General features: G+C 39.3%; 18 protein-coding genes. 9 read left to right on the top strand and 9 right to left on the bottom strand.

Annotation, left to right across the window (positions count from 1 at the left end; genetic code table 11):
* Positions 1 to 36: 36 nt before the first annotated feature.
* The 3 genes from rsmI to ACJJVM_RS07160 are packed head-to-tail and all read right to left on the bottom strand — an operon-like array spanning position 37 to position 1,958.
* A complete protein-coding gene (gene rsmI, locus ACJJVM_RS07170; RefSeq protein WP_299149170.1) occupies positions 37 to 711 on the bottom strand; it encodes a 16S rRNA (cytidine(1402)-2'-O)-methyltransferase in 675 nt (224 codons plus the stop codon).
* Positions 712 to 752: 41 nt separating this feature from the next.
* Positions 753 to 1,115 (bottom strand): DoxX family protein, encoded by a 363-nt coding sequence (locus ACJJVM_RS07165; protein WP_405211228.1) that lies wholly within the window; start codon positions 1,113 to 1,115, stop codon positions 753 to 755.
* 6 nt (positions 1,116 to 1,121) lie between these two features.
* Complete coding sequence (locus tag ACJJVM_RS07160) at positions 1,122 to 1,958, bottom strand: hypothetical protein (protein WP_405211227.1); 837 nt, start codon at positions 1,956 to 1,958, stop codon at positions 1,122 to 1,124.
* Between the two features lie 113 nt (positions 1,959 to 2,071).
* On the opposite strand from ACJJVM_RS07160, the gene ACJJVM_RS07155 reads away from it, so the two are divergent.
* From ACJJVM_RS07155 to ACJJVM_RS07120, 8 genes are all read left to right on the top strand, one after another.
* Entirely contained in the window at positions 2,072 to 2,728 is a 657-nt protein-coding gene (locus ACJJVM_RS07155) for a thymidine kinase (protein ID WP_038598409.1), read from the top strand.
* A complete protein-coding gene (alr, locus tag ACJJVM_RS07150) occupies positions 2,729 to 3,829 on the top strand; it encodes an alanine racemase (protein ID WP_405211226.1) in 1,101 nt (366 codons plus the stop codon).
* 88 nt (positions 3,830 to 3,917) lie between these two features.
* A complete protein-coding gene (gene mscL, locus ACJJVM_RS07145) occupies positions 3,918 to 4,325 on the top strand; it encodes a large conductance mechanosensitive channel protein MscL (protein WP_298350029.1) in 408 nt (135 codons plus the stop codon).
* Positions 4,326 to 4,555: 230 nt separating this feature from the next.
* Positions 4,556 to 5,545: an aspartate-semialdehyde dehydrogenase gene (locus ACJJVM_RS07140; RefSeq protein ID WP_405211225.1), complete on the top strand. Its 990-nt coding sequence runs from the start codon at positions 4,556 to 4,558 to the stop codon at positions 5,543 to 5,545.
* An 81-nt stretch (positions 5,546 to 5,626) separates the two neighbouring features.
* Complete coding sequence (locus ACJJVM_RS07135; RefSeq protein WP_405211224.1) at positions 5,627 to 6,259, top strand: CatA-like O-acetyltransferase; 633 nt, start codon at positions 5,627 to 5,629, stop codon at positions 6,257 to 6,259.
* 59 nt (positions 6,260 to 6,318) lie between these two features.
* A complete protein-coding gene (locus tag ACJJVM_RS07130) occupies positions 6,319 to 6,693 on the top strand; it encodes a DoxX family membrane protein (protein WP_405211223.1) in 375 nt (124 codons plus the stop codon).
* 111 nt (positions 6,694 to 6,804) lie between these two features.
* A complete protein-coding gene (locus ACJJVM_RS07125) occupies positions 6,805 to 8,973 on the top strand; it encodes a prolyl oligopeptidase family protein (protein WP_405211222.1) in 2,169 nt (722 codons plus the stop codon).
* Positions 8,974 to 9,003: 30 nt separating this feature from the next.
* A complete protein-coding gene (locus ACJJVM_RS07120; RefSeq protein ID WP_152023918.1) occupies positions 9,004 to 10,002 on the top strand; it encodes an NAD(P)H-dependent glycerol-3-phosphate dehydrogenase in 999 nt (332 codons plus the stop codon).
* Between the two features lie 35 nt (positions 10,003 to 10,037).
* On the opposite strand, the gene ACJJVM_RS07115 is transcribed toward ACJJVM_RS07120, so the two are convergent.
* The 3 genes from ACJJVM_RS07115 to ACJJVM_RS07105 form a co-directional block, all read right to left on the bottom strand.
* Positions 10,038 to 10,433, bottom strand: a complete 396-nt coding sequence (locus tag ACJJVM_RS07115) for a hypothetical protein (protein WP_035335296.1) — start codon at positions 10,431 to 10,433, stop codon at positions 10,038 to 10,040.
* Between the two features lie 89 nt (positions 10,434 to 10,522).
* Positions 10,523 to 11,539, bottom strand: a complete 1,017-nt coding sequence (pheS, locus tag ACJJVM_RS07110) for a phenylalanine--tRNA ligase subunit alpha (RefSeq protein ID WP_405211221.1) — start codon at positions 11,537 to 11,539, stop codon at positions 10,523 to 10,525.
* A 120-nt stretch (positions 11,540 to 11,659) separates the two neighbouring features.
* Complete coding sequence (locus tag ACJJVM_RS07105; protein WP_035335302.1) at positions 11,660 to 12,022, bottom strand: hypothetical protein; 363 nt, start codon at positions 12,020 to 12,022, stop codon at positions 11,660 to 11,662.
* Between the two features lie 179 nt (positions 12,023 to 12,201).
* On the opposite strand from ACJJVM_RS07105, the gene ACJJVM_RS07100 reads away from it, so the two are divergent.
* Positions 12,202 to 12,756, top strand: a complete 555-nt coding sequence (locus tag ACJJVM_RS07100; protein WP_035326543.1) for a CvpA family protein — start codon at positions 12,202 to 12,204, stop codon at positions 12,754 to 12,756.
* 54 nt (positions 12,757 to 12,810) lie between these two features.
* Here the strand turns inward: ACJJVM_RS07100 and ACJJVM_RS07095 are convergent, their stop codons facing one another.
* From ACJJVM_RS07095 to ACJJVM_RS07085, 3 genes are all read right to left on the bottom strand, one after another.
* The gene (locus ACJJVM_RS07095; protein ID WP_298350046.1) at positions 12,811 to 14,688 is read right to left on the bottom strand and encodes a SulP family inorganic anion transporter; all 1,878 of its coding nucleotides are present in this window, start codon (positions 14,686 to 14,688) and stop codon (positions 12,811 to 12,813) included.
* 146 nt (positions 14,689 to 14,834) lie between these two features.
* Complete coding sequence (locus ACJJVM_RS07090; RefSeq protein WP_035335307.1) at positions 14,835 to 15,461, bottom strand: carbonic anhydrase family protein; 627 nt, start codon at positions 15,459 to 15,461, stop codon at positions 14,835 to 14,837.
* 3 nt (positions 15,462 to 15,464) lie between these two features.
* Positions 15,465 to 17,042, bottom strand: a complete 1,578-nt coding sequence (locus tag ACJJVM_RS07085; protein WP_405211220.1) for a SulP family inorganic anion transporter — start codon at positions 17,040 to 17,042, stop codon at positions 15,465 to 15,467.
* Positions 17,043 to 17,152: the final 110 nt, after the last annotated feature.

Genomic DNA, 17,152 nt, shown 5'->3' with positions numbered 1-17,152 from the left:
TTACGCTTTCGCGAAAGCGTAAAAAAAACCATTTAACTACTTGCTTTTACCACCTACTATGATGACAATCTCACCCTTAGGAGGTTTGTTTGTATAATGTGCTAGCACCTCTGCTGCGGTACCTCTCACGGTTTCTTCGTGTAGTTTTGTAATCTCTCTAGATACTGAGACAGGTCTATCTTCTCCAAAATATTCTACAAAGTGGCCTAAGGTCTTTACTAGCTTGTGTGGAGACTCATAAATAATCATCGTGCGTGTCTCTTCTTTAAGTGCAAGAAAACGAGTCTGGCGACCTTTTTTTACCGGGAGAAAACCTTCAAAAACAAACTTATCGTTAGGGAAGCCACTATTTACAAGTGCAGGTACAAATGCCGTTGCGCCTGGTAAACAGTCTACCTCTATACCTGCCTCTACACAAGCACGAGTAAGTAAAAAACCAGGGTCAGAAATTGCTGGTGTACCTGCGTCACTTATACAAGCTATGGTCTCTCCGGCTGCAATGCGCTTTACGATAGCATCTACCGTTTTGTGCTCATTATGCATATGGTGACTCATCATCTGGGTGTCTATCTCATAGTACTTGAGTAGTTTACCGCTAGTGCGTGTATCTTCTGCAAGAATAAGATCTGCCTCCTTAAGTATGCGTATGGCACGGAAGGTCATATCTTCAAGATTACCTATGGGCGTGGGTACGAGATAAAGTTTTGACATACCGCAAATTTAGTGATTAATGATAGTTTGTGGCTGTAAAACTAGCGATACATAGGTCTTACCTCTTTACCAAAAAAATACGATGTAAGTACGAGAACCGTTGCGACAAGTGTGAGGGTAATATCTTGGTCTGCATTATAGTGTGCCGCCGCAGCGAGTACAACATCTATAAAAATACCAGCATATGCCCACTCTGTAAGCCAGGAAATACCTCGCCAGAGTACCATTGCAACCCCTGCAATTTTTAATATGGCTAGCGGTATAACAATGTATGTGGGGTAGTTTAAAGATTCAAAAAATCCCTCTACCATTGCTGTATTTCTAAAATACATTTGTGCAGAGTATAACATAATGGCACAAATACCTATGGTAGCAATCCAGTAAATGATACGTTGTGTTTTCATAGCGATTTAATTAAAACGCGCTTCTATAACCTCCATAAACCGCTCCTCTTGTGCTTCTTTGCCTTCCCAGTTATTGTAGTCTGGCTTTACCATCTGTGTAATAAAGTTTCTCGCCTCGCTAGCAGAAGCAAATGTTTCTAGCTGGCTCAACACGCGGTTATAGTCAGACGTACTTCCGGCAAAGAGGTGTTTTATAAAAGAGAGTTTGTCATTAAGACCTATTTTAAGTCCTGTCTTTAAGCGATCATTAAGATTTTTAGGTTTTTCTTCTTCTTTGGGGGTCTCGGTAGTTGTTTCTTTTGGTTCAAATACTGGGGTTTGACCATACTCAGAGCCTATTGTAAAGCTATCATTTTTACCTACAGCAGGTTCTTGAGGGATGATGGAGTCTATCACCTTATCAATATCTGCCGCCTCTGGTGCCATCTCGGGCCACATATCTTTAATTTTTTCTATAACTGGCTCGTGTACCGGTTCTTCATCATTGTATTCTGTTCCATCAGGTCTGTGGTGATCTGTTGTTCCCTTTGCTTCTGCATAGCGTGCTTGATTTTCGGCAAGTATTTGCGCTGGAGTTTTTGCTGGTTCACTTTCTTCAGGTTGAGAAAACAGGTCTTGTTTTTTTGTACCATCTTGTTCTATAGTCTCAAGATTATCTTCTACCTGTTTTAGACCTATAGTAGGCACGCCTGTTTTTTCTAGCTTTTCTGCATAGGCCAGTACGGTTAATTTTTCGTGTAGTTCTCTAGAGGTAGCTGCCAGCTTAGCATAATCTGCTGTGTCACGTAGTTGTAATATTTTGTGTGCTAGGCTTACAAGGTCTGCCTTGATGGATTTCTTCATAACTTTGAGATATGTGGAGTCGGTTTCGACGTAATTTTGATACATTTACCTACTCCTAATCAATGGGATTATTAAAACGAAATTAAACTCGTTTTGGTGTAGAAAAGTACAAAATGTTTCTCGAAAATACAGTAAATCATAAAGAGCAATTTGGCTGGATAGAAGTCATTTGTGGGTCGATGTTCTCTGGTAAAACAGAAGAACTCATCCGTAGGCTCAAGCGCGCGCAGTTTGCAAAACAAAAAGTAGAAATCTTTAAACCTGCGGTAGACGTGCGCTATGATGAAGAAATGGTAGTCTCTCACGACTCAAATGAGATACGATCTACACCTGTACCAGCAGCAGCAAATATTCCTATTCTTGCAGATGATTGTGATGTGGTAGGTATAGATGAAGCACAGTTTTTTGACGATGAGATTGTAAAGGTTTGTAATGATCTTGCAAACCGAGGCATAAGAGTAATCGTTGCTGGACTTGATATGGATTTTAAAGGAAACCCCTTTGGGCCTATGCCTAACCTTATGGCAACAGCAGAGTATGTGACTAAGGTACACGCAGTTTGTACTCGCACAGGTAATCTAGCACAATACAGTTATAGAAAAGCACAGGGGCAAGATATTGTGATGCTGGGTGAGACAGAAGAGTATGAGCCGTTATCTAGAGCTGCATATTATAAGGCAATGCTGCGTGACCGTCTCCGTACGATGGATGTAGATCAACCAGAAGAGATAACACCTTCTTCAAAAGAGGCTCCTCAAGACCCTAGCTAGATGGCTATAACACGTTTAGAAATAGATCTCAGTGCATTAAGACACAACTACGCATATATGCGCAGTAAAGTAACGCCAGGTGTAAAAATGATGGCCGTGGTAAAGGCATTTGCATATGGTAGTGATGCACAAGTGGTTGCTCAAGAGTTAGAAAAACTCAAAGTAGATTACTTTGCGGTGGCATACGTTTCAGAAGGTGTTGCGCTGAGAGATGCAGGAGTTACAACTCCTATTTTAGTACTGCACCCACAACCAGATAATTTTGAAACGCTGCTAGAGCGCTGTTTGGAGCCTAATATTTATAGCAGGAGAATGCTGGAAATGTTTTCCGCTTTCGCGAAAGCAAAAAAGCAAACCGCATACCCCATTCATCTTAAGTTTAATACAGGTCTTAATAGGTTAGGGTTTACAGCAGAAGATGTCCCTTGGATTGTCGATAAAGTACTCAAATCTAAACATCTAAAGGTGAAATCCTTATTCTCACACTTAGCGGCTAGTGAAGATCTTGATGAGCGCGACTTTACTTTACATCAAATTGCCCAGTTTGATGAAATAGCGCAAGAAATAAAGACCCAATTAGGTTATGCACCATTTATGCATATGACCAATACTTCTGGGATTATTAATTATCCCAGTGCTCACTATGATTGTGTGCGCACAGGTATAGGATTGTACGGATATGGTAATACACCAGAAGAGACGGCAAACTTAAAACCAGTTGCTCGTCTTAAGTCTGTAATCTCACAAAAACATATTATCAACCCAGGTGATAGTGTAGGTTATAACAGAGCCCTTGTGGCAAAAGAGAAGATGGTAACCGCTACAATACCTATAGGTCACGCAGATGGTATTTCTAGAGCCTACGGCAATGGCGTGGGTTACGTAACAATTGCGGGAGAGAAAGCTCCTTTTGTTGGGAACGTCTGTATGGATATGATTATGGTAAACGTTACAAACATTGCCTGTGAGGAGGGAGATGATGTAGAGATTTTTGGAACACAAACAGGTGTAGATGCATTATCTCAAGAAGTGCAGTCTATCTCTTACGAATTACTTACAATGGTTGGTCAGCGTGTAAAACGTGTCGTTCTCCGAGACTAGTGTTTTTAACATCAAAAAAATTAACGTTTCTTTAGGCTTTACTTTTTTTGCTTACCTTGCTTAAAAATTAACCTTAAAACAAACTAAAATGTTAAAAGAATTTAAGAATTTTATAATGACGGGTAACGTTGTTGAATTTGCTGTCGCAGTAATCTTAGCAGGGGCTATAGCACTTGTGATTAACGGATTTGTAGGAGATATAATGATGCCTATTATTGGTCACTTTGCAGGTGGTATTGACTTTGCAGATATGAAAGTGGTACTTGATGCAGCAGTTGTAGCAGCAGATGGAACGGTAACTTCACCAGAAAATGCAATTATGTATGGTAAGTGGATCAACGCAATCATAAACTTAATCATTGTAGGATTTGTATTATTTATGATGGTTAAAGCTTACAACAAAACTAAGAAGCCAGTTGTGGAAGAAGCTCCAGCAGATCCAGGACCATCTGAGATTGATTTATTAAAAGAGATCAGAGATTCTCTTAAGAAATAATTACTCGTAGCAACCGCTACACTATTATATTCTAACTTAAACCACCTTGTTTATCTAACAAGGTGGTTTTTTTATGCAATTAAAACAAAGTTTGATGTATTGTTATATATCTAACTAACTTTTAAGATTTCAACGGCTTATAAATCGTTAATGCGTGCTAACTTTGACGTTCTATAAAGTTTTCGCGAAAGCGAAGCTCATTTTTAAAACAACCTCTTTAAAACGATACTATGAAAGTAGCGGTAGTAGGAGCCACCGGGATGGTAGGCCAAGTGATGTTAAAAGTTCTTGCAGAACGTGATTTCCCAATTACAGAGTTAATACCTGTAGCCTCAGAGCGCTCTGTAGGTAAAAAGGTTACTTATAAAAACAAGGAGTACACGATTCACTCTATGGAAGATGCCATTGCCGCAAAGCCGCAAATAGCAATCTTCTCTGCAGGAGGAAACACCTCAAAGGAGTTTGCACCTCAGTTTGCAGAGGTAGGCACAACGGTAATAGATAATAGCTCTGCCTGGAGAATGGACCCTACAAAGAAGCTTGTAGTACCAGAAATAAACGCAACCTCGCTAACTAAAGAAGATAAGATTATTGCAAACCCTAATTGCTCTACCATACAGATGGTGCTAGCAATGTCTCCTTTACATAGAGAGTACGGTATTAAGAGATTAGTCATATCTACTTATCAATCTATTACTGGTACAGGAGTAAAAGCAGTAGAGCAACTAGAAAATGAATATGCGGGTGAAAAAGGTGAGATGGCATACCCATACCCTATACACCGCAACGCCATACCAGCGTGTGATGTTTTTGAAGAAAATGGATACACAAAGGAAGAACTTAAACTGGTAAACGAAACCCAAAAAATACTAGATGATCGCTCTATAGCTGTTACAGCTACTGCAGTACGTATTCCAGTAGTAGGAGGACATAGTGAATCTGTAAATGTAGAGCTGCGTGCGCCTTTTGAAGAGAAGGACATTCGTAAGGTCCTTAATGAAACTTCTGGAGTAACTGTACAAGACAACCCAGATACAAATACGTACCCTATGCCTATTTATGCAGAGGGTAAAAATGATGTTTTTGTAGGTCGTATACGTCGTGATTACTCACAAGAGAATACGGTTAATATGTGGATTGTGTCTGATAACCTTCGTAAGGGAGCAGCAACAAATGCCGTGCAAATAGGTGAGTACCTAGTAGCAAATGGACTAGTGTAAATCTAGCTTTAACATATCTTAGTGTATAAAAAGTCCCTCATCGCGAGGGACTTTTTATATTTGTGATAAATACCTCAAGCATTGAAAAAAATAGACATCACCACCTGGAAACGGAAGAAGCATTTTGAGTTTTTCTCACAATTTGAAGAGCCTTACTTTGGGATTACTTGGCAAGTAGATATGACACTTGCGAAGAAGCGAGCAAAAGAGCAGGGTATCTCACTTTTTGTATACTATCTGCATAAATCTCTTGAGGCGGCTATGGCTATAGAAAACTTTAGATACCGCATTAGGCCTAATGGAGAGGTGGTGTTGCTAAATACTATAAGCGCGAGCGCTACACTTATGAGAGACAATGAGACGTTTGGATTTAGTTACATTCCTTACGATGCAGATATGACGGTTTTTACAAAATCTGTGCAGAGTGAGGTTGAGCGCATCAAAAATACAGACGACCTTTTTCCGGCTATTAATACAGATGATGTGATGCATTGCTCTGCCATACCTTGGATGGATTTTACAGCAATCACACATTCAAGACTCTTTAAGGCAAAAGACAGTGTTCCAAAAATTTCTTACGGCCAGATTACTCAGAAGGAGCCAGGAGTTTACACAATGCCTGTTGCCTTATACGTACACCACGGTCTTATAGATGGTTTGCATCTCTCTAGGTATAAGATCAAATTTCAAGAGCTGCTAGACGGTAAAGAGTAGGTCTTGTAATTAAGTGCTGCTCACTTCGTCTAAGGTTAGGAACAATAAAACCAACCATAATGAAATTAGCACACACAATTATAAGAATAGGCCTAGGACTTATGTTACTTGTCTTTGGTCTCAATAAATTTTTCTGGTTTATGCCAGATTTTGAATTTGGTGATAACATAGGCGCAGCAAATCTTTTTCAGGCATTTACAGATAGTGGTTATATGTGGCCACTTGTAGGAGGGCTTGAAGCGATTATCGGAGTGCTATTTATTACTAAAAAAGCATTTCCTGCGGCATTACTAGCGCTCATACCTATTTCGGTAAATATTGTGCTCTTTCACGCAGTGCTTGATCCGCCTAATATTGCGCCAGCATTACTAGTTGCCATCCTCAATGGTTACTTCATTTATCGCAACTGGTCTTATTACAAAGATTTAGTGTAGGTCGTGCGCACCATAACATATTTATACCCACTTATTTGAGTGGGTTTTTTTATGCTTTCGCGAAAGCGTAATAACTCGTATCTTGAATCTCCATTCAAACACCCACACGTTATGAAAAAACTAGTTCTATTTGCACTGGCTACAACCGCAATAATAAGCTGTAATCAAGACGCCGAAAAACAATCAACATCGATGGCTGTAACTTATACTGAAACAAAAAAAGTAGATACGGTAGATACCTATTTTGGCACAGAAGTGCAGGATCCTTATCGCTGGCTAGAAGACGATCGCAGTGAGGAAACAATGGACTGGGTAAAGCGTGAAAACAACACTACGCAAGACTACCTCAAGAATATTCCTTTTAGAGCAGAGCTTAAAGATAGACTCGCTACTTTATGGAACTATGAGAAAGTAGGTTCACCTTTTAAAGAAGGTGATTATACGTACTTCTATAAAAACGACGGACTCCAAAATCAATATGTAATTTACCGCTACAAAACAGGTGAAGATCCTAGTACAGCTACGGTATTTCTAGATCCAAACACCTTTGCCGAAGACGGTACTATTTCCTTAGGAGGTGCAAGCTTCTCTGAAGATGGATCTATTCTTGCTTATGCCATTTCTGAGGGAGGAAGTGACTGGCGCAAGATTCTGGTAATGGATACTGAGAAAAAAGAAATTGTAGAAGATACCCTAGTAGATGTAAAATTCTCAGGAATGTCTTGGTACAAAAATGAAGGTTTTTATTACTCTAGTTATGATAAGCCTAAGGGTAGCGAACTATCGGCAAAAACAGATCAGCATAAATTATACTATCATAAATTAGGTACTGCACAGTCTACAGATAAGCTCATTTTTGGCGGCACAGCTGCAGAGAAGCATAGATATGTAGGTGGTAGTGTTACAAAAGATAACCGCTACCTGCTTGTGAGCGCTCGTAGCTCTACCTCTGGAGGAAAGTTATTTATGAAAGATCTTACTAAGTCAGGTAGTGACTTTGTAACCATACTTGGTCACGAAGATTCTGATAGCTACGTGATGGAAAACGTAGGAAACAAGCTTTTTATAGCAACTAATCTTGATGCGCCTAATATGCGTGTTGTAACGGTAGATGCATCTAACCCTACACCAGAAAACTGGGTAGATTTTATACCAGAAACAGAAAATGTATTGAGCCCAAGTACTGGAGGAGGATCATTTTTTGCACGTTATATGGTAGATGCAGTTTCAAAGGTAAAACAATATGACTACAGCGGTAAGCTAGTGCGCGATGTAGAGTTACCAGGAGTAGGAAGCGTAGGAGGTTTTGGCGCAGAAAAAGATGAAAAAGAATTGTACTATAGTTTTTCAAACTATAAAACGCCAGGCAGTATTTATAAATACGACATTGCATCTGGTACCTCAGAATTATTTATCAAGCCAGATATAGATTTTGACCCAGAAGCTTACGAGAGCAAGCAGGTGTTTTATAGCTCAAAAGATGGTACGAAGGTGCCTATGATTATCACGTATAAAAAGGGAACTGAGCTCAATGGTAAGAACCCTACTATTTTATATGCTTACGGAGGTTTTAATGTAAGTCTTACACCTAGCTTTAGCATTGCAAATGCTGTGTGGATGGAGCAAGGTGGAGTGTATGCAGTGCCTAACTTAAGAGGTGGTGGTGAGTATGGTAAAAAATGGCACGATGCAGGAACTAAGATGCAAAAGCAAAATGTTTTTGATGATTTTATTGCAGCCGCAGAGTATCTTATTGATAACAAATACACCTCAAAAAAGTACTTAGCAATACGCGGTGGTTCTAACGGAGGTTTACTTGTAGGAGCAACGATGACACAACGTCCAGATCTTATGCAGGTAGCATTACCAGCAGTAGGTGTAATGGATATGTTACGTTACCACACCTTTACAGCTGGTGCAGGATGGGCGTATGATTATGGTACTGCAGAGGATAGTAAAGAAATGTTTGAATACCTCAAAGGGTATTCTCCAGTACACAATGTAAAAGCGGGAACGTCATACCCAGCAACAATGGTTACTACGGGAGATCACGATGATCGTGTAGTACCTGCTCACTCTTTTAAATTTGCGGCAGAGCTTCAAGAAAAGCAAGCAGGAGATGCCCCAGTACTTATACGTATTGAGACAGACGCTGGTCACGGGGCTGGTACGCCAGTAGCAAAAACCATCGAGCAGTATGCAGATATCTTTGGGTTCACATTATATAATATGGGCTACGAGGTACTACCAGAAAAGGTAGGCAACGTGATGAAAAAGTAACTAGCACAATTAAGACATAAAATACAGATGATGAGTAAACCCACATTTGGAGTTATAGGAGGAGGAAGCTGGGCAACCGCTATTGTAAAAATGCTATGTGAAAACCTAGAGACTGTAGGCTGGTATATGCGCAGTAACTATGCACTTGAGCACATCAAACGCGAAGAGCATAACCCAAGTTACCTTAGCTCTGTAGAGTTTAAGCCAGAACAACTTAAGTTAAGTAATGATATAAACGAGATTGTTGCTTATGCAGATGTAGTCATATTTGCAGTGCCATCTGCATTTATAGGTGGTGAGCTAGCAAAGCTCACGGCTTCTTTAGAAAATAAACTCATTATTTCTGCTATAAAAGGTATAATGCCAGAGAGTGGTAAGCTGGTGGGTGATCACTTTCACAATGTATATAACATACCTTTTGAAAATATAGGCGTTATTGCTGGACCTTGTCACGCAGAGGAGGTAGCGCTTGAGCGCTTGTCATATCTTACAATAGCTTGTGCAGATAAAGAAAATGCAAAGCTGGTGGCAAAAAACCTATCTAGTGATTATATAAAATGTACCACTAGTGATGACATTATTGGGATTGAGTATGCTGCTACGCTTAAAAATATTTATGCCATCGCGGCTGGTATTGCACACGGTTTAGGCTACGGAGATAACTTTCAAGCGTTGTTAATGAGTAATGCCATACGTGAGATTAAACGTTATGTAAAACGTGCTCATAAGATGAAGAGAGACATTAATGGCTCTGCTTATTTAGGAGATTTATTGGTGACGGGTTATTCTGTCTTTAGCCGTAACAGAATGTTCGGTAATATGATAGGGAAGGGTTACACGGTAAAAAGCGCACAGATGGAAATGTCTATGATTGCCGAAGGCTATTATGCTGCAAAAAGTGCTTTAGAACTTAATGAGTCTCGCGAAAAACAAGCCAAAATCCCAATTATCGAGGCCGTGCATTGTATTCTCTATAAAGGAAAAGATCCTAAGAAGGTATTTAAAAAGCTTACAGAGAAGCTTAATTAAGTTGTAGTGTTGCGCTTTCGCGAAAGCGTAATAAGTTACACTGCTAGTACACCATCTTTATCCATTACAGGAAGCGCTACGGCGCTTTCTGCTTTTATGGTATGTGCAGGAAACTCAAAACGCTTCTCATACATCTTGTTATCTAGAAAATATGTAACCGAGTAGAAGTTATCAAGCTTAAAGATATCTTCTTGCATAAACTCAATCTTTGCAAACCCCTTTGCTGGTAGCACTTTTATGGTGTGACGCGTGTGCGTGGTCATTTGCTTATCATTATAGCCTTGTACGGTAAGAAGTACCATCTCGAGTGGTGCTAGGCCATCGTTTATGATATATGCATTCCAGTCTAGTGTTTTAAACTCCTCGTGCATTTCTTGCACAGCAGCGATATAAACGTCTTTTACTTCTGGTATGATAATGTCTTTGCGCATAATAGCTCTAATCTGGTCAAGCGCAGTAAAGACCTATTTAATAAAGAAATGATGTTTCCCACGACTGCGCTCGAAGGGATAGTATGACTTTAAAAAGCAGATTTAAACTGCTCTAAGAAACGTGCATCGTTCTCACTAAGCATTCTAATGTCTGAGATCTGGTGTAATAATAGTGCAATACGATCTATACCCATACCAAATGCGAAGCCACTGTACTCTTTTGAATCAATACCACAGTTTTCAAGTACATTAGGATCTACCATACCACAGCCCATAATCTCAAGCCATCCGGTTCCTTTTGTCATTTTGTAATCTGTCTCTGTCTCAAGACCCCAGTATACGTCTACCTCTGCACTAGGCTCTGTAAATGGGAAGTACGATGGACGTAAACGTATTTTACTTTTCCCAAACATCTCTGTAGTGAAGTACTGCAGTGTTTGTTTAAGATCTGCAAATGATACGTCTTTATCTATGTATAATCCTTCTACCTGGTGAAAGAAACAGTGTGAACGACCACTTATAGCCTCGTTACGATATACACGACCTGGAGAGATTGTACGTATAGGTGGTTTGTTATTTTCCATATATCTCACCTGTACAGATGAGGTATGCGTGCGTAATAATACGTCTGGATCTGTTTGTATAAAGAAGGTATCCTGCATATCACGTGCTGGGTGATACTCAGGAAGATTTAAGGCAGTAAAGTTATGCCAGTCATCTTCTATTTCTGGACCTTCAGAAACGTTGAATCCTATGCGAGAAAAAATATCAATAATTTGATTTTTTACAATAGAGATAGGGTGGCGTGCTCCTATTTCAATAGGTTCACCTGGACGTGATAAATCTCCGGTAGCCGTTTCTTCTTCGGCGCCTTCTAGCTTTTCTTTAAGCTCGTTTACTTTTTCAAGAGCACTTGCTTTAAGGGTGTTAATTACCTGTCCATACTCGCGCTTCAGCTCATTAGGCACATTGCGAAAATCTGCCATAAAATCATTCACAAGCCCATTTCTCCCAGAATACTTAATTCTGAACGCCTCTACCTCTTCTAAAGTTTGGGCATTAAAGGCCTTTACTTTTTCAATGTGTTCTTTGATTTTATCTAACATAATGGATGATTTTACCCTCTAAAAGGAAAGCGCAAATTTAAGAATAAAATTGGGGTGTAGCCTTAAAAAGAGCGTGCGAAAATAAACACCCACAAAATCTAAGTTTGCTATTAGTAAGATTTAAGAAATAAGTCCTTTTTCTAAAAAGTACTGCACGATGGCATCCTTCATAAGTATTTGTTGCTCACCAGCTTTAAGTGGTGGTAATGCCTCTAGTACTTTGTAATGTGGCCATCCATCTGGATCATCATAATCGTACTGGTAGTACCCAAAAGGTTCTAGTAAACGGCATATGGCTATATGCATCAAATTCATCTTTTCATCCTTCTTAAAGGTTTTATCTAGTTGCCCTAGCTCTTGTATACCTATGAGGTATATAATGCTGTCTAGATCCATCGCTCCCGTATCTCCCTCTGCAAAGCGGTCTGCTAGTTTTTGTACTACCGCTTCATATCTCTCTTTAAGTTGCTCGTCTCTTGCCATAAATGTGCATCATCGGGAGTTTAGTCCCGCAGTTGTGATCCTATTTTATTAAGAAAATATAGATGGGTCTTACAAGTTAAGATATCCATCAAGTGTAAGATAACAAAGATACAATGCGTAGGTGAGCTACTTGCACAATATCAAAATTCATTAATCTGTAAAAAACTTATCTTAGCCATATGAACACAATAGACATCGTTTTTGGGATCATTTTGATTCTAGGTTTAGTACAAGGGATACGTAAAGGCTTTTTTGTAGAACTTGCCTCACTGGTAGGTCTTATTGCAGGTATTTATGGAGCCATACATTTCTCATATTATGTGGCAGACTGGCTTGTTGAGAAAACGGCGTGGGGAGAGCAAATTATAAAGCTTACCTCATTTGCAATAACATTTGTAATTATTGTTTTGGTTGTTTCGCTCGCAGGAAAACTGCTTACTAAAGTTGCAAATTTTGCAATGCTAGGTATTGTAAATAAGCTACTAGGCGCTGCATTTGCGGTTATAAAATTTGCCTTTTTATTAAGTGTGGTTCTTATGTTTATAGATGCAGCAGACCGCCAGATAAGTCTCATAGGTGATGATAATAAAGAAGAGTCTATTTTATATCCTATCGTACAGCCACTTGCTCCTGCATTACTTCCGGCAATTATAAAAACTGCCAAAGATGAGGATATTTATAACCCAGATAAAGAAAAAGAGCCGACTGAAACAGACGACTCTTCTAGTATTTAGCAATGTTGATAGTTACGCTTTCGCGAAAGCGTAATTACTCCCCACATCATCTATTTAATATCTGTCTTTTACCTGAGTGTTAAGAGAATTGATGCACTCTTCAAAAGTGTCATAAACTTCTGTTTCTGGTATTAACTCAGGGATGATTTTAATACGTTCTAGCATATACTTAGGCTGTTTTCTAAGGCCTACAATATGCACATTAATTCCGCCTTGGTTAAGTTGGAGAATCGTGTCTTCTATCGCATATACACCAGACTGATCTACATAAGGAACACGCCCCATACGCAAGATAACATCTGATGCTGTTGCAGGTATTTGCTTAGTAAGTGCAGAAAAGTCACTCGTATACCCAAAGAATAACGGCCCACGAAGGTGCTTTATAAATACCTCCTCCTTGAGATGATCTGGAAAAATAAGTTCGTCACTCCATAATACTTTATTCTTTTCGGCGGCGCGTAGGTCAAAAACTTTAGACTGTCTAGCGGTAAAGTCACCCATCTTCTTCATAAACATAAGACACGATAACACAAGACCAATTCCTACTGCAGCCACTAGGTCCCACACTACAGATAGCACAAGAACCACAAGCATTATAATCACCTCAGAACTTAGTTTAATAGGACCCATTTTTAAATCCTTAGGAAGGTTAGGGATGGCTTTAAGACCTTTGTAATCCATCACTCCTATACCTACGGTAATAAGTATACCTGCAAGTACTGCTGCTGGTATTTGTGAAGCGATAGGGCCTAGGGCTAGGAGTATAAAAAGGAGTAATACACCAGCAATCATTCCTGATAACTTGGTTTTACCACCAGAGTTAATATTTACTACCGTCCTTATGGTTGCACCTGCTCCAGGAATCCCGCCAAAGAAGGAAGCGATGGTGTTTCCTATACCTTGGCCTATAAGTTCTTTGTTAGGCTTATGTCTAGTCTTTGTCATATTATCTGCTACAACAGAGGTAAGCAGCGAATCTATTGCTCCAAGAAACGAAAGCGATAGTGCCGTGAGTATATATGGAGATATGATGCTAAACTTAAAATCTGTTATGATAGAAAGTTTAGGTACTGGAAACCCACTTGGGATTTCTTGAATTGCTCGGTATTCAAAAGGAGCAACATATGCTACTCCAGACACTACGAGCAGAGCGACAAGCGTACTAGGTACAACGGTTGTTATGCGTTTAAAGCCGTAAATAATAAAAATCGTGGCAAGCGCAAGGGCAAGCTCTATCCAGTTTATGTTCTGCAAGGCACGTCCCATTACTTTAAAAGTACCTACCACCCCAGAAGAAGATGCTTTTGCAAGAGTTACGGCCTCCTTGTAAATGTCTGTATCATCTGTGAGTTTTGCTCTACGTATGGTTTCTTCAAAGTTTTCTAAAACCAGAAGACCTTCACCTGCTTCGTCTTGTAAAATCTTATCGAGCACAATTTCTTGCGCCTGTGGCTTAAAACTATCTACATAACTTTCATCTTGATTAGGATAATACCCTACAGCTGGTAGAAGTTGCGTGATAAGAATCATCACACCTATAGCGGTCATAAATCCAGATACAACAGGGTAGGGGATGTATTTTATGTATTTACCTATGCCCATTACTCCCAGTACAATCTGGAAGAGACCTGCAAGTAAAAATACGGTGAGTATGGCCGGTAGTGCCTTATCTACATCGCCGTCAAAAGTTGCAATGATACCTGCGATAACTACCATACTCACTGCGGTCATAGGAGCAGTAGGTCCCGAGATTTGAGTAGGAGTTCCTCCAAAAAGTGCAGCAAAAAATGCTATAAAAATAGCACCATATAATCCGGCACTTGGCCCAAGTCCAGAAGACACACCAAAGGCGAGTGCTAGTGGTAGAGCTACAATACCTGCTGTAATTCCTCCAAAGGCATCGCCTTTAAGGTGTTTAAAGAAGTTTTTCATAATGGTTAGGTTGGTGTCAAAATAGAAAGTTAATTCTTTGCATAAAAATAGGGTGGCTTCTTAACGGAACCACCCTACTAATTTAACATTTTAGTTTGTATGAAGCGTATACTGTTATGAGTTACGCTTTCGCGAAAGCGGTTTTACTACATAAATGTAACTCTACCGTCAGTTATATCATACATAGCGCCTACAATCTTGATTTCGCCATCTTTTTCCATCTCATTTAAAACAACACTTCTAGATCGGATGTTATCAATAGCAATTTTTACATTTTCACGAGAAACTGTGTCTACAAAGTCTAAGTTTGCAGAGGTTCTCATACTTTCCTCTTTAGGTTCTTTTACAGCTGCTACGGCAGGCTCAATTTTATTAATAAGAGCCGTAAGGTTTCCTAATCTTACGTGGTCACAAGCACCTTTTACAGCACCACAACTTGTGTGTCCTAAAACGACGAGAAGTTTTGTACCTGCTACTTTACAAGCAAACTCCATACTCCCTAGTATATCTTCGTTTATAAAATTTCCTGCAATTCGAATACTAAAGATATCTCCTAGACCTTGATCAAAAACTAACTCTGCAGATACTCTAGAATCTATACAACTTAAGATAGTTGCAAACGGATACTGTCCGTCAGAAGTGTCATTTACTTGCTCTAGTAAATTACGATTTGCTTTTAAATTTTTTAAAAAACGTTCATTTCCTTCTTGTAAAAATTCTAATGCGGTATCAGGCGTCATTTTTGCCTGTGTAATTTTTGTGTGTGCTTTCATAATTTATGCTGTTTTAGGTCTTAGTTTAAAGAATTCAATATAACTAGGTGGGTTCTCTACAATACCACGTTCTGAGATAAGCTTGATATTGATGTTTCGGCTCTTTGCTTTAAGAGCAAAATCTTCTAGTATCTCTATAATATCGTTATCTAAGAATCTCGTTTTACGTACATCTAGTTCAAGGTAAGAGTTTTCTGGAAGGTTGTCAAGCTCCTTTAAGATAGCTCCTTTGTTAAAGAAAGTAACCTCCTCGGCAAGGGTCATTTTCATTTTTTGAGAACCGTTACTTATATCTTCTTTGTTTAAGAAGTGCGAGTTCTTGTAACTCTTGTAAAGCACCACTACGATACCTACGGCAAGACCAAGTCCTATACCCCATAAAAGATCGATAAAGAAGATACCTACTACGGTCACAATAAACGGTACAAATTGTTTCCATCCTGCTTTCCACATTGCTTTAAAGGTAGCTGGTTTTGCAAGTTTATACCCTACAATAAGTAATATAGCCGCAAGTACAGAAAGAGGTATTTTGTTAAGTAAGGTAGGGATTAGAATCACAGAGATTAATAATAAGAAACCGTGTATAATAGCTGCCATCTTTGTCTTACCACCAGACTGTATGTTTGCAGATGATCTTACGATTACTTGTGTTACTGGTAGTCCTCCTATCATACCAGATAAAATGTTACCTGTACCTTGAGCAAGAAGCTCTCTGTTAGTAGGTGTTACTCTTTTTTCTGGATCTAGTTTATCTGTTGCTTCTACACATAGAAGTGTCTCAAGACTCGCAACAAGTGCTATAGTAAATGCTGTTACCCATATAGCTGGGTTTGTAATTGCGCCAAAGTTTGGAAAAGCAAATTGCCCTATAAAGCTGTCTACACTATCTGGTACAGGTACACTCACTAAGTGCTCTGCACTAATAGCATAATCTGTTCCCATTGTGCTTACATAATAGATGATACCAACGGCTACGGCAACAAGAGGTCCTTGTACTAGCTGGAAAAACTTTCCTTTCTTAGAAAGCACATTGCTCCATAAAATAAGAATAGCGAGTGCAATAACTCCTATAAGTGTAGCCCCTATACTTATAGAGCCTGCGATGTTTCCTAGTTCAGATAAGGTGTTTTCTCCATCCATTTGCGAGAAAGCAAAGTCTCCCTCAGGATCTGCATCATACCCAAAAAAGTGAGGAATTTGCTTGAAAATAATAATAATACCTATACCCGTAAGCATTCCCTTAATTACAGAAGATGGAAAGTAATAGCCAATAATCCCTGCTTTTAAGAATCCAAAAACAAGCTGTATCACACCTCCTAATACTACGGCTACCAAGAAGTTTTCATAACCTCCTAGAGCGCCAATAGCAGTAAGTACAATGGCAGCGAGTCCTGCTGCAGGACCACTTACACCTATTTGAGAGCCACTCAAGGCTCCTACTACAATACCTCCTATAATACCGGCGATAAGACCAGAAAATAGTGGTGCGCCACTGGCAAGTGCAATACCAAGACATAGTGGTAAAGCAACAAAAAATACAACGACACTAGCGGGTAAGTCGTTTTTTAAATATTTGAACATAATTAATAAGATAATACCCCTCCATAGTTGGACAAGGCGATGATTTAAAAAGTAATAACGCTTTCGCGAAAAGAGTAATGGATGACATTAACACAAAGTACTCAAAAGAT

The sequence above is a fragment of the Dokdonia sp. Asnod2-E02 genome, from assembly GCF_045063915.1.
Classification (GTDB): domain Bacteria; phylum Bacteroidota; class Bacteroidia; order Flavobacteriales; family Flavobacteriaceae; genus Dokdonia.
Note: the sequence above shows the minus strand (reverse complement) of the source record. Positions and strands in the feature narration are given on the sequence as shown.

Bases quoted from the DNA above. Each gene is read 5' to 3' on its own strand.
- rsmI (WP_299149170.1), bottom strand. From the start codon at position 711: ATGTCAAAACTTTATCTCGTACCCACGCCCATAGGTAATCTTGAAGAT.
- ACJJVM_RS07165 (WP_405211228.1), bottom strand. From the start codon at position 1,115: ATGAAAACACAACGTATCATTTACTGGATTGCTACCATAGGTATTTGT.
- ACJJVM_RS07160 (WP_405211227.1), bottom strand. From the start codon at position 1,958: ATGAAGAAATCCATCAAGGCAGACCTTGTAAGCCTAGCACACAAAATA.
- ACJJVM_RS07155 (WP_038598409.1), top strand. From the start codon at position 2,072: ATGTTTCTCGAAAATACAGTAAATCATAAAGAGCAATTTGGCTGGATA.
- alr (WP_405211226.1), top strand. From the start codon at position 2,729: ATGGCTATAACACGTTTAGAAATAGATCTCAGTGCATTAAGACACAAC.
- mscL (WP_298350029.1), top strand. From the start codon at position 3,918: ATGTTAAAAGAATTTAAGAATTTTATAATGACGGGTAACGTTGTTGAA.
- ACJJVM_RS07140 (WP_405211225.1), top strand. From the start codon at position 4,556: ATGAAAGTAGCGGTAGTAGGAGCCACCGGGATGGTAGGCCAAGTGATG.
- ACJJVM_RS07130 (WP_405211223.1), top strand. From the start codon at position 6,319: ATGAAATTAGCACACACAATTATAAGAATAGGCCTAGGACTTATGTTA.
- ACJJVM_RS07125 (WP_405211222.1), top strand. From the start codon at position 6,805: ATGAAAAAACTAGTTCTATTTGCACTGGCTACAACCGCAATAATAAGC.
- ACJJVM_RS07120 (WP_152023918.1), top strand. From the start codon at position 9,004: ATGAGTAAACCCACATTTGGAGTTATAGGAGGAGGAAGCTGGGCAACC.
- ACJJVM_RS07115 (WP_035335296.1), bottom strand. From the start codon at position 10,433: ATGCGCAAAGACATTATCATACCAGAAGTAAAAGACGTTTATATCGCT.
- pheS (WP_405211221.1), bottom strand. From the start codon at position 11,539: ATGTTAGATAAAATCAAAGAACACATTGAAAAAGTAAAGGCCTTTAAT.
- ACJJVM_RS07105 (WP_035335302.1), bottom strand. From the start codon at position 12,022: ATGGCAAGAGACGAGCAACTTAAAGAGAGATATGAAGCGGTAGTACAA.
- ACJJVM_RS07100 (WP_035326543.1), top strand. From the start codon at position 12,202: ATGAACACAATAGACATCGTTTTTGGGATCATTTTGATTCTAGGTTTA.
- ACJJVM_RS07095 (WP_298350046.1), bottom strand. From the start codon at position 14,688: ATGAAAAACTTCTTTAAACACCTTAAAGGCGATGCCTTTGGAGGAATT.
- ACJJVM_RS07090 (WP_035335307.1), bottom strand. From the start codon at position 15,461: ATGAAAGCACACACAAAAATTACACAGGCAAAAATGACGCCTGATACC.
- ACJJVM_RS07085 (WP_405211220.1), bottom strand. From the start codon at position 17,042: ATGTTCAAATATTTAAAAAACGACTTACCCGCTAGTGTCGTTGTATTT.